Genomic DNA, 13,252 nt, shown 5'->3' with positions numbered 1-13,252 from the left:
TGCAGATTTGCGGCATAAAAAAGGCCAGCAATGCTGGCCTCTCTGGTCGGGCAGGGAATTAACGACCGTTACGGGTTAATTTTTCCAGATCCGATTCAATTTCAGTGATCTTGTGAGAAACCACGCTTTCCAGGTGACGCAGGTCATCCAGAATTTTGCGTTTCAGATCCACTTCAACCTGATCGCGCTGGCAAATCTGGTCCAGTTCATCGATGACATAACGCAGATTCGGGCTGATTTCCTGAACTTCTTTGTAGCCCTGGGTCGCGTGATCGGCAACAACCGTTTTGCGCTGGCGCGGATATTTGAATTTGACGCTCTTCGCGAAAAACTCACCTTTATCTTTGCGGAAGTAGATTTTCAGAATGTCGTTATTGGCTTCCTGACGCAGGCTGTAGCGGTCAATGTCGTCCGGGTTACTGATACCTAAGCTTTTCAGATTGTCATACATAGCGTTGTTTCCATCAAAAGTGAGAAGCGCGCAGACTTGTTCATGACGTCCGTCAACTGTAGACATAAATAAGCGGGATGAACATTGCGCGACAGGATTTAACTGGCGCGGATTATGACCTGGATAAAAACTAAACGCACCAGTTAATTCGCGACGCGAAGCATGTTGTTCAGGAATCACTGTAAAGAAAAGATGACGGGCTGGAAACCAGCCCGTCGCTTAAATCAGTCGATGGTGCGCAGCAGCTCGTTAATACCTGTTTTGCCAAGCGTTTTCGCATCCACTTTCTTCACGATTACGGCACAGTAGAGGCTGTAGCTGCCATCTTTAGAGGGCAGGTTACCTGAGACCACCACGGATCCCGCAGGAACACGGCCGTAATGCACTTCGCCGGTCTCGCGGTCATAGATTTTGGTGCTCTGACCGATGTAAACGCCCATTGAGATCACGGAACCTTCTTCAACAATCACGCCTTCAACGATTTCAGAGCGCGCGCCAATGAAGCAGTTATCTTCGATGATGGTCGGGTTCGCCTGCAGCGGCTCCAGCACGCCACCGATACCCACGCCGCCAGAAAGGTGAACGTTTTTACCAATCTGTGCACAGGAGCCAACGGTCGCCCAGGTGTCCACCATGGTGCCTTCATCCACAAAGGCGCCAATGTTGACGTAAGAAGGCATCAGCACCGTGTTGCGGGCGATATAGGCACCCTGACGCACAGCCGCAGGCGGCACGACGCGGAAACCGGCTTCTTTGAAACGTGCTTCATCCCAGCCAGCAAACTTCATCGGCACTTTGTCGTAAAAGCGGGTTTCTGCACCTTCCATCACCTGATTGTCATTGATGCGGAAAGAGAGCAGTACGGCTTTCTTCAGCCACTGATGCGTTACCCACTCGCCGTCGATCTTCTCAGAAACGCGCAGTGCACCGCTGTCCAGCAGGGCGATCACCTGGTTGATGGCATCACGGGTTTCGCTGTCGACGCTGGCGGGTGTGATGTCAGCGCGACGTTCGAAGGCGGATTCAATAACGCTCTGTAACTGTTGCATATTTTTTTCCTGATCTGTCATGTGCGATGCCGGGCAATACCCCGACACAAGTAAAGAGATTAATGTTTACAAATCGAGTCTGGTCACACTTTATCGTTTGGATTAAGGGCCTCTGTCAACCGTTGTCGCAACGCTTTTCGCATTTCTTCGTCCAGTGCCTGACGTTCACTGTTGGCCAGAATAAACAAATCTTCGACCCGCTCGCCGATGGTGCTGATGCGTGCGCCATGCAGTGAGACTCCGAGATCGGCAAAGACTTCACCGACCCGCGCCAGCAGGCCTGGCTGATCCAGCGCCACCAGTTCCAGATAGCTGCGACGATCGGTATGCGTCGGCAGGAAATTGACCTCGGTATCGACGCTGAAATGCCTGAGTTTGGCCGACGGACGGCGGGTACGCGGCGGCGCCCACTCTGACTGGGTTATCGCCTGCTCCAGCGCCTGAATGATCATCGGATGGCGATCCGGAGAGAGCGGGCTGCCATCCGGCTCCAGCACAATAAAGGTATCCATCGCCATGCCGTCGCGGCTGGTAAAGATTTGCGCATCGTGCACGCTGAGATTACGGCGATCGAGTTCACCCGCAACGGCGGCAAACAGGTGCGGGCGATCGGGACTCCAGATAAAGATTTCGGTCCCGCCGCGCGTGGCCTGCGGACTGACCAGCACCAGCGGTTTTTTCAGGTCGTGAACCAGTAAGTGGCGGGCATGCCAGGTGATCTGATTCGGCGTATGGCGCAGGAAATAGTCAGCGCGGCAGCGATTCCAGATCTGGTGCAGACGCTCTTCATCGATGTTGTCCATCCGCAGCAGCGCCAGCGCCTGCAGGCGATGATGACGCACCCGCTCACGCAGATCCGGACTGTTTTCCATGCCGCGTCGCAACTGCTTCTCGGTGGCGAAAAAGAGCTCACGCAACAGACTCTGCTTCCAGCTGTTCCACAGACTTTCATTGGTGGCACAGATATCGGCTACGGTCAGGCAAACCAGATAGCGCAGCCGGTTCTCATTCTGCATCACCTCGGCGAACTGCTGTATCACCGTCGGGTCCTGAATATCGCGCCGCTGTGCTGTCACCGACATCAGCAGATGATGACGCACCAGCCAGGCCACCAGCTGGGTTTCACGTGAGTTGAGACCGTGCATTTCAGCAAAGTCGAGCGCATCCTGCGCGCCGAGAATAGAGTGATCGCCGCCGCGCCCTTTGGCAATGTCATGCAGCAGCGCGGCCATCAGCAACAGCTCCTGTTGCGGCAGGCGCGGCCATAACTCGACGCACAGTGGATGCTGCGGGCGGGTGCTTTCATTGGCAAAACTTTCCAGCTTCTGCAGCACCCGAATGGTGTGCTCATCTACGGTGTAGGCGTGAAACAGATCGAACTGCATCTGTCCGACGATATGGCCCCACAGCGGCGTATAAGCCCACAGCACGCTATATCGATGCATTGGCACCAGCGCCCGGCTGACCGCGCCGGGATGGCGCAGAATCGACATAAAGGTGCGGCGCGCTTCCGGAATCTGACACAGCGGCTGTTTAAGATGACGACGCGCATGGCGCAGGTGACGCAGGGTGGTGGAGTAGATCCCTTTGATGCTGTCATTACGCACCATGACGTAGAACATGCGCAGGATTGCCTGCGGCTCTCGCCGGAACAGCGTTTCGTCGCGCAGATCGATCAAATCGCCACGCAGCTGGAAATCGTCATCAATAGGCCTGGGCTTTTCGCTGGTGGAGAGCGCCAGAATCGCCTCATCAAACAGCTGCAGCAGCATCTGATTCAGTTCGCCGATACGCCGCGTGACCCGATAGAAATCTTTCATCATCCGCTCGACCGGCTCATTGCCCTCGCCCTGATAATTCAGGCGTTGCGCCACGCTGAGCTGGCGATCAAACAGCAGGCGATTATCGTAGCGGGGCAGGGAGAGGTGCAGGGCAAAGCGGATGCGCCAGAGAAATGCCTGACATTCGTTGAGTTCGCTGCGCTCGGCGTCGGTGAGGAAACCAAAGCCGACCATCTCATCCAGCGTGGTGGCGCCAAAATGGCGTCGGGCGACCCACTGCAGCGTATGAATGTCCCGCAGGCCACCGGGGCTGCTTTTAATGTCCGGTTCAAGGTTATAGCTGGTGCCGTGATAACGCTTGTGGCGCTCCTGCTGCTCTTCAATTTTGGCGGCGAAAAAGCAGGATGAGGGCCAGAAACCATCGCTGAAGATGTTTTTCTGTAATTCCAGAAACAGCGCCACATCGCCGGTCAGCATGCGTGACTCAATCAGATTAGTGGCAACGGTCAGGTCAGATAACCCCTCCAGCAGACACTCTTCCAGCGTGCGGACGCTGTGACCCACTTCCAGCTTAAGGTCCCACATCAGCGTTAACAGATCGCTGGTGCGCTGCGCAGCCTGTTCATTCAGCGGCTGGCGGCTCAGGATCAGGACGTCAATATCAGAGAGCGGATGCAGTTCGGCACGGCCATAGCCGCCAACGGCGACCAGAGCGATAGCCGGCATCTCATCAAAGCCAAAGAAGCGCCACAGGCGACGCAGCAGCCGATCGATAAACAGCGTGCGGGCATCAATCAGCGGCTCAACGGGTTCACCGGCATCAAACGCGGCGGCCAGATGTTGCTGAAACTGCTCCAGCCGCGGCTTCAGAATGTCACGCGTCAGCTGGTCGTCACCCCATTCGGCTGGCGAATCGACCAGACCGTTTTTCACATCTTCTGACAGACTCACGCTCATGCAGCTCTTCTCTTTTTTAGCCAAAAAAAAGCCGGCTCAGCGCCGGCTTGATCTGTAATGGGGGAATTACCCTTCGGCGACAAGCATAGCGGGCAGCGTGTCGTCTTTGCGCAGGGTTAAAATCTCACAGCCGTTCTCCGTAACCACAATAGTATGCTCATACTGCGCGGACAAGCTGCGATCTTTGGTTTTTACCGTCCAGCCATCTTTCATGGTGCGGATGCGGTAATCCCCGGCATTGACCATCGGTTCTACCGTAAAGGTCATGCCCGCCTGGAGTACCACGCCACCATCATCGGCATCGTAATGCAGCACCTGAGGCTCTTCATGGAAACCCTTGCCGATACCGTGACCGCAATATTCGCGCACCACAGAGAAGTCGTTGGCTTCAACATATTTCTGGATGGCGCGGCCCAGTTCGCGCAGGCGGATGCCGGGCTTGATCAGACGCAGTGAGAGATAGAGGCTCTCCTGCGTGACACGGCACAGGCGTTCGCCCTGAATGGTCGGCTTACCGACGATAAACATCTTTGAGGTATCGCCGTGGTATTCATCTTTAATTACGGTGACATCGATATTCACTACATCACCATCTTTTAACGGACGATCATCGCTGGGGATCCCGTGGCACACCACTTCATTCACCGAGATGCAGACCGACTTCGGAAAGCCGTGATAGCCGAGGCAGGCGGAGACGGCCTGTTGCTTTTGAGTAATGTGATCGTGGCAGATGCGGTCCAGTTCACCGGTGGTCACACCCGGTTTTACGTAAGGCTCGATCATCTCCAGCACTTCGGCGGCCAGTCGGCCCGCGACGCGCATTTTTTCGATTTCTTCAGGGGTTTTAATTGAAATTGCCATTAAATTAATCCGCAGTTGTCGAAATTTTCGACAATAATAAGTTCTGTGCTGTCATGTTAGCAGCCAGCAAATGGGCTGCCAAATAGAGAACGCGCTGACCTCCGTCAGCGATCATTTATTGGCGTCCCTGGGCTGGTTGTGGTATAAAGCGCGCCGACGATTCTCTGTATGGCCGTTTCGGTCAGCAGGAAACGCATAACTCTCATTATGTGTAATAAAACACACATGTATCGACACATACGCCGGGGTGCCTTGAAAGAGGTCGGTCGTATGGGATACATGGAGGCCCAACCCCAATCAAACTTTAGAGGTTTTATCATGGCAACTGTTTCCATGCGCGACATGCTCCAGGCTGGTGTTCACTTCGGTCACCAGACCCGTTACTGGAACCCAAAAATGAAGCCATTCATCTTTGGTGCTCGTAACAAGGTTCACATCATCAACCTGGAAAAAACTGTACCTATGTTCAACGAAGCTCTGGCTGAACTGAACAAGATCTCTTCCCGTAAAGGTAAGATCCTGATCGTAGGTACTAAGCGTGCTGCTGCTCAGGCGGTAAAAGAGTCTGCACTGAGCTGCGACCAGTTCTTCGTAAACCACCGCTGGTTGGGTGGCATGCTGACTAACTGGAAAACCGTGCGTCAGTCAATCAAGCGTCTGAAAGATCTGGAGATTCAGTCTCAGGATGGTACTTTCGACAAACTGACCAAAAAAGAAGCGCTGATGCGTGCGCGTGAGCTGGCCAAGCTGGAAAACAGCCTGGGCGGTATCAAAGATATGGGCGGTCTGCCAGACGCGCTGTTTGTTGTCGATGCTGACCACGAACACATCGCAATCAAAGAAGCAAACAACCTGGGTATCCCGGTATTTGCTATCGTTGATACCAACTCAGATCCAGATGGCGTTGATTTCGTTATCCCAGGTAACGACGATGCAATCCGTGCTGTAAACCTGTACCTGACTGCCGTTGCGACCACCGTTCGCGAAGGCCGCTCTCAGGACCTGGCTGAGCAAGCTGAAGAAGCGTCTTTAGAAAACGCTTAATAAGGTTTGCTCTGCATAAGAGCCCTTAGCATTCAGATGTGATCTGTAAGGGGCCTATACTGGCCCCTTTATTTTATCTAAGTCTGTTACGCCCCCAACCGGACGGCGGGACAGAGTAAATTTTCCGCAAATAAGTGTCTGCTGGTGCAAACGTACACAGGCACGAACCGAGGATTCTGGAATGGCTGACATTACCGCTGCATTGGTAAAAGAACTGCGTGAGCGTACTGGCGCTGGCATGATGGATTGCAAAAAAGCGCTGACTGAAGCGAATGGCGACATTGAGCTGGCGATTGAGAACATGCGTAAGTCTGGCGCAATCAAAGCAGCGAAAAAAGCAGGCAACGTTGCTGCTGATGGCGTAATCAAAACCAAGATCGTTGGCGACTACGGCGTGATTCTGGAAGTAAACTGCCAGACTGACTTCGTTGCAAAAGATGGCGGTTTCCAGGCGTTCGCAGACAAAGTTCTGGATGTGGCTGCAGCTGATCGCGTTACCGACGTTGAAGTTCTGAAAGCGCAGTTCGAAGAAGAGCGCGTTGCACTGGTTGCTAAAATCGGTGAGAACATCAACATCCGTCGCGTTGCTATCCTGGAAGGCGCAGAGCTGGGCAGCTACCTGCACGGCGCACGTATCGGCGTTCTGGTTTCAACCAAAGGCGCTAACGAAGATCTGATCAAACAGATCGCGATGCACGTTGCGGCAAGCAAGCCTGAATTCGTTAAGCCAGAAGACGTTTCTGCTGACGTGGTTGATAAAGAGTACCAGGTTCAGCTGGACATCGCGATGCAGTCTGGCAAGCCAAAAGAGATCGCAGAGAAGATGGTTGAAGGCCGTATGAAGAAATTCACCGGCGAAGTCTCTCTGACTGGTCAGGCTTTCGTTATCGACCCAAGCAAAACCGTTGGCCAGGCTCTGAAAGAGCAGGGCGCTGACGTTATCAACTTCATCCGCTTCGAAGTTGGTGAAGGCATCGAGAAAGTTGAGTCTGACTTCGCTGCAGAAGTTGCAGCAATGTCCAAACAGTCTTAATGCTTTGAAAGAACCGCCAGATGGCGGTTCTTTTTTGTCTGTGAATCGCAACAGATACGTTTTCAGTTTCATCCCAATAGCAATTTCATTGCGGTAAGCGGATGATCGATCAGAATTTACTTCTCCTTTACACCCAATCTTCCAGGAAGAACTGACCATGGCGACCAACGCAAAACCTGTTTATCAACGTATCCTGCTTAAACTCAGCGGCGAAGCCCTGCAAGGCGCTGAAGGTTTTGGTATCGACGCGAGTGTGCTTGACCGCATGGCACAAGAGGTAAAAGAGCTGGTTGAACTGGGCATCCAGGTTGGCGTGGTGATTGGCGGAGGGAACCTGTTCCGTGGAGCGAGCCTGCAGCAGGCCGGCATGAACCGCGTTGTGGGTGACCACATGGGTATGCTGGCAACCGTGATGAACGGCCTGGCGATGCGTGATGCACTGCACCGCGCCTATGTGAATGCACGCCTGATGTCAGCGATTCCACTGAATGGCGTCTGTGACAACTACAGCTGGGCAGAAGCAATCAGCCTGCTGCGTAACAACCGCGTGGTGATCTTCTCCGCCGGTACCGGTAACCCGTTCTTCACCACTGACTCTGCAGCGTGTCTGCGCGGCATTGAGATTGAAGCGGACGTCGTGCTGAAAGCGACCAAAGTGGACGGCGTCTACTCTGCGGATCCGGTGAAAAGCCCGGACGCAACGCTGTATGAGCAACTGACCTATGCTGAAGTGCTGGATCAGGAGCTGAAAGTGATGGATCTTGCGGCCTTTACCCTGGCGCGTGACCACAAATTACCTATCCGTGTTTTCAACATGAATAAGCCTGGCGCACTGCGTCGCGTAGTGATGGGTGAAAAAGAAGGCACCCTGATTACGCATTAATACCCGAGGCGAGATAAAATAAGGTATATTCTGTCAGCGCGATGATAATGCATCGCGCACCAGTCAGGATTATCGATGATTATCGATCCCGCTTCCGGTTACGCCGGAACTGGCCAGGTCAAACCGAATCCAAGGGTTTCAACGTGATTAACGACATCAAAAAAGATGCTGACACGCGCATGGAAAAATGCGTTGAAGCATTCAAAACCACCATCAGCAAAGTGCGCACCGGTCGTGCTTCACCTTCGCTGCTCGACGGCATCGTCGTCGAATATTACGGCACGCCGACGCCACTGCGTCAGCTGGCTTCTGTCACTGTGGAAGATTCACGCACGCTGAAAATCAACGTGTTTGATCGTTCACTGAGTCCGGCAGTCGAAAAAGCGATCATGAAGTCCGATCTCGGTCTGAACCCAAGTTCAGCCGGTACCGACATCCGTGTTCCGCTGCCTGCGCTGACAGAAGAGCGTCGTAAAGATCTGATTAAAATCGTGCGCGGCGAAGCCGAGCAGGGCCGTGTGTCGGTACGTAACGTCCGTCGCGATGCCAACGATAAAATCAAAGCGCTGCTGAAAGATAAAGAGATCAGCGAAGACGACGAACGTCGTGCGCAGGATGAAGTGCAAAAAATGACCGATGCGTACATCAAGAAAGTTGATGCTGCACTGTCAGAAAAAGAGACGGAGCTGATGGATTTCTAATCCCATCATTGCCGGACAAAACGCCGTACAGAGAGGTATTCGTATGAATGCGACATCTGGCGGCGTTTTACATTGTGCCTGTGGGCACGCTGACTTCACACGGATAGCTTCATGAAGCGATTAACTCTGCTGGGATCCACCGGCTCTATCGGCACCAGTACGCTGGCGGTGGTGCGCGCCAACCCGGCGCTTTATCAGATTACGGCGCTGGTTGCCGGCCATAACGTGGCGCTGATGGCCGAGCAGTGTGCGGCCTTTACACCGCGCTTCGCCTGCATGGCAGACGAGGCATCCGCCGCTGCGTTGCGTGAGCGACTGAGAGCAATCAGGGTCAATACTGAAGTGCTCTCCGGCGTTCAGGCAGCCTGTGAGCTGGCCGCGCTGGATGAGGTGGATCAGGTGATGGCGGCGATCGTTGGCGCATCGGGTTTGCTGCCGACGCTGGCGGCCATTCGCGCCGGAAAAACGGTGCTGCTGGCCAACAAAGAATCGCTTGTCACCTGCGGCCGTTTGTTTATGGAGGCCGTGCGTCATCATAACGCACAGTTACTACCGGTCGACAGCGAGCATAACGCCATTTTTCAGAGTTTACCGGCTACCATCCAGCATCAGTTAGGTTACGCTGACCTGCGGGATAATGGCATTGAGTCGATTATCCTTACGGGATCGGGTGGTCCTTTTCGTGACACAGATTTAGCGGATCTCAGCGCCATGTCGCCAGATCAGGCCTGTGCACATCCGAACTGGTCGATGGGGAGAAAAATCTCTGTCGATTCGGCCACCATGATGAATAAAGGTCTTGAGTACATTGAAGCCCGTTGGTTGTTTAATGCCAGCGCAGCGCAGATGGAAGTGATACTCCACCCACAGTCGGTGATTCACTCCATGGTGCGATACTGCGATGGCAGCGTGCTGGCTCAATTAGGTTCTCCTGATATGCGTACGCCGATTGCCCACAGCATGGCCTGGCCTTCGCGCATCAATGCAGGCGTGACGCCGCTGGATTTTACCCGCATGTCGGCGCTCTCCTTTGCAGAACCTGATTTTAGTCGCTACCCCTGTCTGAAACTGGCCATTGATGCCTGTGATGCAGGACAGGCGGCGACCACCACGCTGAATGCAGCCAACGAGGTTGCCGTCGCGGCTTTCCTGAATCACCAGATCCTCTTCACCGACATTGCCGCGCTAAATAGTGAGGTGATGGCGGCACAAGTGTGTCCGGAGCCGGATTCGGTGGACGCTGTCCTTGAAATCGATCGCACTGCGCGTGCGCTGGCGACAGAAATGTTGCCGCGTTTCACGTCGTGATGCCGATCGTTATGAGGCCATTTGTTCGCTTCAGGTGAAAATGATATAGTCGCTGGCTCGCGTTTCACGGTCTGTCACCGAATTCGGTGTGGCCCGGCACTGAGAGTGTGTCGGGATTTGAATCGGGCGCAATGTATTCAGAAACCACAGCATTTCTGATGAAAGGAATTGGTTAAGCGTTATGTCGTCTAACAATCACAACAACACTGATGACCAGCAGGGAAACGGTCCGCGCCACGTCGCTATCATCATGGATGGCAATGGCCGCTGGGCCAAAAATCAGGGAAAATTGCGCATTTCAGGCCACAAAGCTGGCGTTAAATCGGTACGCCGTGCCGTCAGCTTTGCGGTCAGTAACAATCTTGAAGCCCTGACGCTTTACGCCTTCAGCAGTGAAAACTGGAGTCGTCCGCCGCAGGAAGTCACCGCGTTAATGGAACTCTTTGTCTGGGCGCTTGATAGTGAAGTGAAGAGCCTGCACAAACACAATGTTCGCTTACGCGTCATTGGCGATACCAGCCGTTTCAGCCCGCGTATTCAGGAACGTATTCGCCGTTCTGAGACGCTGACCGCAAATAATAGTGGCCTGACGCTCAACATTGCTGCCAACTATGGCGGCCGTTGGGATATTATCGAAGGCGTGAAAAAACTGGCTGAACAGGTTCAGGAAGGATTACTGCGACCTGACCAGATTACCGAAGAGAGCCTGACGTCGCAGCTCTGTATGCAGGAGCTGGCGCCAGTGGATTTAGTGATAAGGACCGGGGGAGAGCATCGGATTAGCAACTTCCTGCTGTGGCAGATTGCCTATGCTGAATTCTATTTTACCGATGTGCTCTGGCCGGATTTCGATGAACACGTTTTTGAAGGTGCACTGAATGCATTCTCTCTGCGGGAGCGTCGTTTTGGCGGCGCTGCACCAGGCGGCGCCTGAGCAATCTGGGGGTAACCTTTGCTGAAGTCTCGTCTGATTACCGCGTTGATATTAATTCCGCTGGTAATAGCTGCACTGTTCTGGTTACCGCCTGTTGGCTTCGCCCTGACAACCATCGTTATCTGCATGCTGGCAGCCTGGGAATGGGGTCAGTTTGCAGGGATGGCATCACGGCAACAGCGCGTCTGGCTGGCTGTACTTTGTGGTCTGCTGCTGGCGCTGATGCAGTTTACGCTGCCACCTTATCAACACACGGTGCATCTGCCACAGATCGCGACATCGCTTTGGGCGTCGCTGGTGTGGTGGGTCGTTGCACTGCTGCTGGTGCTCTCCTATCCCGCTTCTGCGGCCTTCTGGCGCGATTCGCGTCCCCTTCGCTTACTGTTTGGCGTGTTAACGCTGGTCCCTTTTTTCTGGGGCATGGTGGCGCTGCGCCAGTATCACTATGACACCGACCACTTCGCCGGTGCCTGGTGGTTGCTGTTTGTGTTGCTGCTGGTATGGGGAGCGGATTCAGGTGCCTATATGTTTGGCAAGATGTTCGGCAAGCACAAGCTGGCGCCAAAGGTCTCACCAGGCAAAACCTGGGAAGGCTTCCTGGGCGGTCTGGTCACCTCGGCGCTGATTGCAGTGCTGTTTGCGACGCTGGCGCCACTGACGGTTTCCACCGGTACGCTGGTGATTTGCGCGATTATCGCGACGCTGGCCTCTGTGCTGGGCGACCTCACTGAGAGCATGTTTAAACGTGAAGCGGGCATCAAAGACAGTGGTAATCTGATTCCTGGTCACGGCGGCATTCTTGATCGTATTGATAGTCTGACTGCGGCGGTGCCGGTGTTTGCCTGTTTATTGCTGCTGGTGTTTCGCACCCTTTAAGGACAGGCAAAGATGTTGAGCATACTCTGGAGTTTCGTCGCCTTTATCGTTGCGCTGGGCGTATTAATTACCGTTCATGAGTTTGGCCATTTCTGGGTCGCTCGTCGCTGTGGCGTCAAAGTTGAGCGCTTTTCCATTGGTTTTGGTAAGTCGCTCTGGCAGCGCCGTGACCGCCATGGCACCGAATTTGTCATCGCGCTGATTCCCCTCGGCGGCTACGTTAAAATGCTCGACGAGCGCGTTGAAAGCGTGCCAGCCGAATTTCGTCATCAGGCTTTTAACAACAAAGCCGTCTGGCAACGCGCCTCCATCATTGCGGCAGGTCCTGTCGCTAATTTCATCTTTGCCATCTTTGCCTACTGGGTTGTGTTTATTCACGGCGTGCCCGGCGTGCGCCCGGTAATCGGTGAAATTTTAAACGGTTCGGTGGCTGCGGAAGCTCAAATTACGCCCGGCATGGAACTTAAGGCTGTTGACGGTATCGAAACGCCTGACTGGGATGCTGTGCGTATGGCGCTGGTGGGTAAAATCGGCGACAGCAGCACCACCTTAACAGTGGCTCGATTTGGCGAGGACGCAACCCAGCAGAAACAGCTGGATTTGCGTAACTGGCAGTTTGAGCCTGATAAGCAGGATCCGGTCGTCGCGTTAGGGATTCAGCCACGCGGTCCGCAGATTGAGACCACGCTGGCAGAAGTGCAGGCGAACTCGCCAGCCAGTGAAGCCGGTTTGCAAGCAGGCGACAGGATCGTTAAAGTCGATGGTCAGCCATTATCGCAGTGGCAGACTTTTGTCACGCAGGTCCGGGATAACCCCGGCAAAAGCATGGCGCTTGAGGTGGATCGCGGCGGTGAGTCTATTGCGCTGACGATGACGCCAGAAGCGAAATCTGGCAGTAAAGCGGGATTTGCGGGTGTCATTCCGCGCATTGTTCCTCTGCCAGAAGAGTACAAGACGGTAAGACAGTATGGCGCGTTTGCGGCTATCGGTGAGGCTAGTGTAAAAACCTGGCAACTGATGAAGCTCACCGTCTCCATGCTGGGCAAGTTAATAACCGGTGATGTGAAGCTGAACAACCTGAGCGGGCCAATTTCGATTGCGCAGGGTGCAGGGTTGTCAGCAGAGTATGGGTTGATTTACTACCTGATGTTCCTGGCGTTGATTAGCGTCAACCTGGGCATCATCAACCTGTTCCCTCTGCCGGTTTTAGATGGTGGGCACTTGCTCTTCCTGGCGATCGAAAAGATCAAGGGTGGACCGGTGTCCGAGCGAGTTCAGGACTTTAGTTATCGCATCGGTTCAATTTTACTGGTGCTGTTAATGGGGCTTGCACTTTTCAATGATTTCTCACGTTTGTAACCGCTGGAACGCGAA

The 13,252-nt window shown here is 54.0% G+C and carries 12 protein-coding genes; 8 read left to right on the top strand and 4 right to left on the bottom strand.

Going from position 1 to position 13,252, the window contains the following annotated elements:
• Positions 1-58: 58 nt before the first annotated feature.
• From HFD94_RS18400 to map, 4 genes are all read right to left on the bottom strand, one after another.
• Positions 59-451, bottom strand: coding sequence for a DUF3461 family protein (locus HFD94_RS18400; protein ID WP_010254085.1), 393 nt, complete (start codon positions 449-451; stop codon positions 59-61).
• Between the two features lie 224 nt (positions 452-675).
• Complete coding sequence (dapD, locus tag HFD94_RS18395) at positions 676-1,500, bottom strand: 2,3,4,5-tetrahydropyridine-2,6-dicarboxylate N-succinyltransferase (RefSeq protein WP_010671859.1); 825 nt, start codon at positions 1,498-1,500, stop codon at positions 676-678.
• A gap of 83 nt (positions 1,501-1,583) precedes the next feature.
• On the bottom strand, positions 1,584-4,238 hold the full coding sequence (gene glnD / locus HFD94_RS18390; RefSeq protein ID WP_122889293.1) for a bifunctional uridylyltransferase/uridylyl-removing protein GlnD: 2,655 nt from the start codon (positions 4,236-4,238) through the stop codon (positions 1,584-1,586).
• 66 nt (positions 4,239-4,304) lie between these two features.
• Entirely contained in the window at positions 4,305-5,099 is a 795-nt protein-coding gene (gene map, locus HFD94_RS18385) for a type I methionyl aminopeptidase (RefSeq protein WP_033767962.1), read from the bottom strand.
• Positions 5,100-5,417: 318 nt separating this feature from the next.
• Between map and rpsB the strand changes: the two genes are divergently transcribed.
• The 8 genes from rpsB to rseP all read left to right on the top strand — a co-directional run bounded on the left by rpsB (position 5,418) and on the right by rseP (position 13,237).
• Positions 5,418-6,143: a 30S ribosomal protein S2 gene (gene rpsB / locus HFD94_RS18380; RefSeq protein ID WP_008925636.1), complete on the top strand. Its 726-nt coding sequence runs from the start codon at positions 5,418-5,420 to the stop codon at positions 6,141-6,143.
• Between the two features lie 181 nt (positions 6,144-6,324).
• Positions 6,325-7,176, top strand: a complete 852-nt coding sequence (gene tsf / locus HFD94_RS18375) for a translation elongation factor Ts (RefSeq protein ID WP_010254097.1) — start codon at positions 6,325-6,327, stop codon at positions 7,174-7,176.
• Between the two features lie 157 nt (positions 7,177-7,333).
• On the top strand, positions 7,334-8,059 hold the full coding sequence (gene pyrH / locus HFD94_RS18370) for a UMP kinase (protein ID WP_010254099.1): 726 nt from the start codon (positions 7,334-7,336) through the stop codon (positions 8,057-8,059).
• 143 nt (positions 8,060-8,202) lie between these two features.
• Complete coding sequence (frr, locus tag HFD94_RS18365) at positions 8,203-8,760, top strand: ribosome recycling factor (RefSeq protein ID WP_010254103.1); 558 nt, start codon at positions 8,203-8,205, stop codon at positions 8,758-8,760.
• 111 nt (positions 8,761-8,871) lie between these two features.
• Entirely contained in the window at positions 8,872-10,068 is a 1,197-nt protein-coding gene (gene ispC, locus HFD94_RS18360; RefSeq protein WP_122889294.1) for a 1-deoxy-D-xylulose-5-phosphate reductoisomerase, read from the top strand.
• 181 nt (positions 10,069-10,249) lie between these two features.
• Positions 10,250-11,002: a (2E,6E)-farnesyl-diphosphate-specific ditrans,polycis-undecaprenyl-diphosphate synthase gene (gene ispU / locus HFD94_RS18355; protein WP_010254107.1), complete on the top strand. Its 753-nt coding sequence runs from the start codon at positions 10,250-10,252 to the stop codon at positions 11,000-11,002.
• Positions 11,003-11,020: 18 nt separating this feature from the next.
• Positions 11,021-11,878: a phosphatidate cytidylyltransferase gene (gene cdsA, locus HFD94_RS18350; RefSeq protein ID WP_022625454.1), complete on the top strand. Its 858-nt coding sequence runs from the start codon at positions 11,021-11,023 to the stop codon at positions 11,876-11,878.
• Between the two features lie 12 nt (positions 11,879-11,890).
• Positions 11,891-13,237, top strand: coding sequence for a sigma E protease regulator RseP (gene rseP, locus HFD94_RS18345; RefSeq protein ID WP_010671861.1), 1,347 nt, complete (start codon positions 11,891-11,893; stop codon positions 13,235-13,237).
• Positions 13,238-13,252: the final 15 nt, after the last annotated feature.

The organism is Pantoea sp. EKM20T, from assembly GCF_011800485.1.
Lineage (GTDB): Bacteria > Pseudomonadota > Gammaproteobacteria > Enterobacterales > Enterobacteriaceae > Pantoea > Pantoea agglomerans.
This window is presented reverse-complemented; position numbering and strand designations above follow the sequence as displayed.

Excerpts from the sequence above, each read along its gene's own strand:
- tsf (WP_010254097.1), top strand. The coding sequence starts at position 6,325 with ATGGCTGACATTACCGCTGCATTGGTAAAAGAACTGCGTGAGCGTACT.
- ispC (WP_122889294.1), top strand. The coding sequence starts at position 8,872 with ATGAAGCGATTAACTCTGCTGGGATCCACCGGCTCTATCGGCACCAGT.
- glnD (WP_122889293.1), bottom strand. The coding sequence starts at position 4,238 with ATGAGCGTGAGTCTGTCAGAAGATGTGAAAAACGGTCTGGTCGATTCG.
- map (WP_033767962.1), bottom strand. The coding sequence starts at position 5,099 with ATGGCAATTTCAATTAAAACCCCTGAAGAAATCGAAAAAATGCGCGTC.
- pyrH (WP_010254099.1), top strand. The coding sequence starts at position 7,334 with ATGGCGACCAACGCAAAACCTGTTTATCAACGTATCCTGCTTAAACTC.
- dapD (WP_010671859.1), bottom strand. The coding sequence starts at position 1,500 with ATGCAACAGTTACAGAGCGTTATTGAATCCGCCTTCGAACGTCGCGCT.
- HFD94_RS18400 (WP_010254085.1), bottom strand. The coding sequence starts at position 451 with ATGTATGACAATCTGAAAAGCTTAGGTATCAGTAACCCGGACGACATT.
- ispU (WP_010254107.1), top strand. The coding sequence starts at position 10,250 with ATGTCGTCTAACAATCACAACAACACTGATGACCAGCAGGGAAACGGT.
- rpsB (WP_008925636.1), top strand. The coding sequence starts at position 5,418 with ATGGCAACTGTTTCCATGCGCGACATGCTCCAGGCTGGTGTTCACTTC.
- rseP (WP_010671861.1), top strand. The coding sequence starts at position 11,891 with ATGTTGAGCATACTCTGGAGTTTCGTCGCCTTTATCGTTGCGCTGGGC.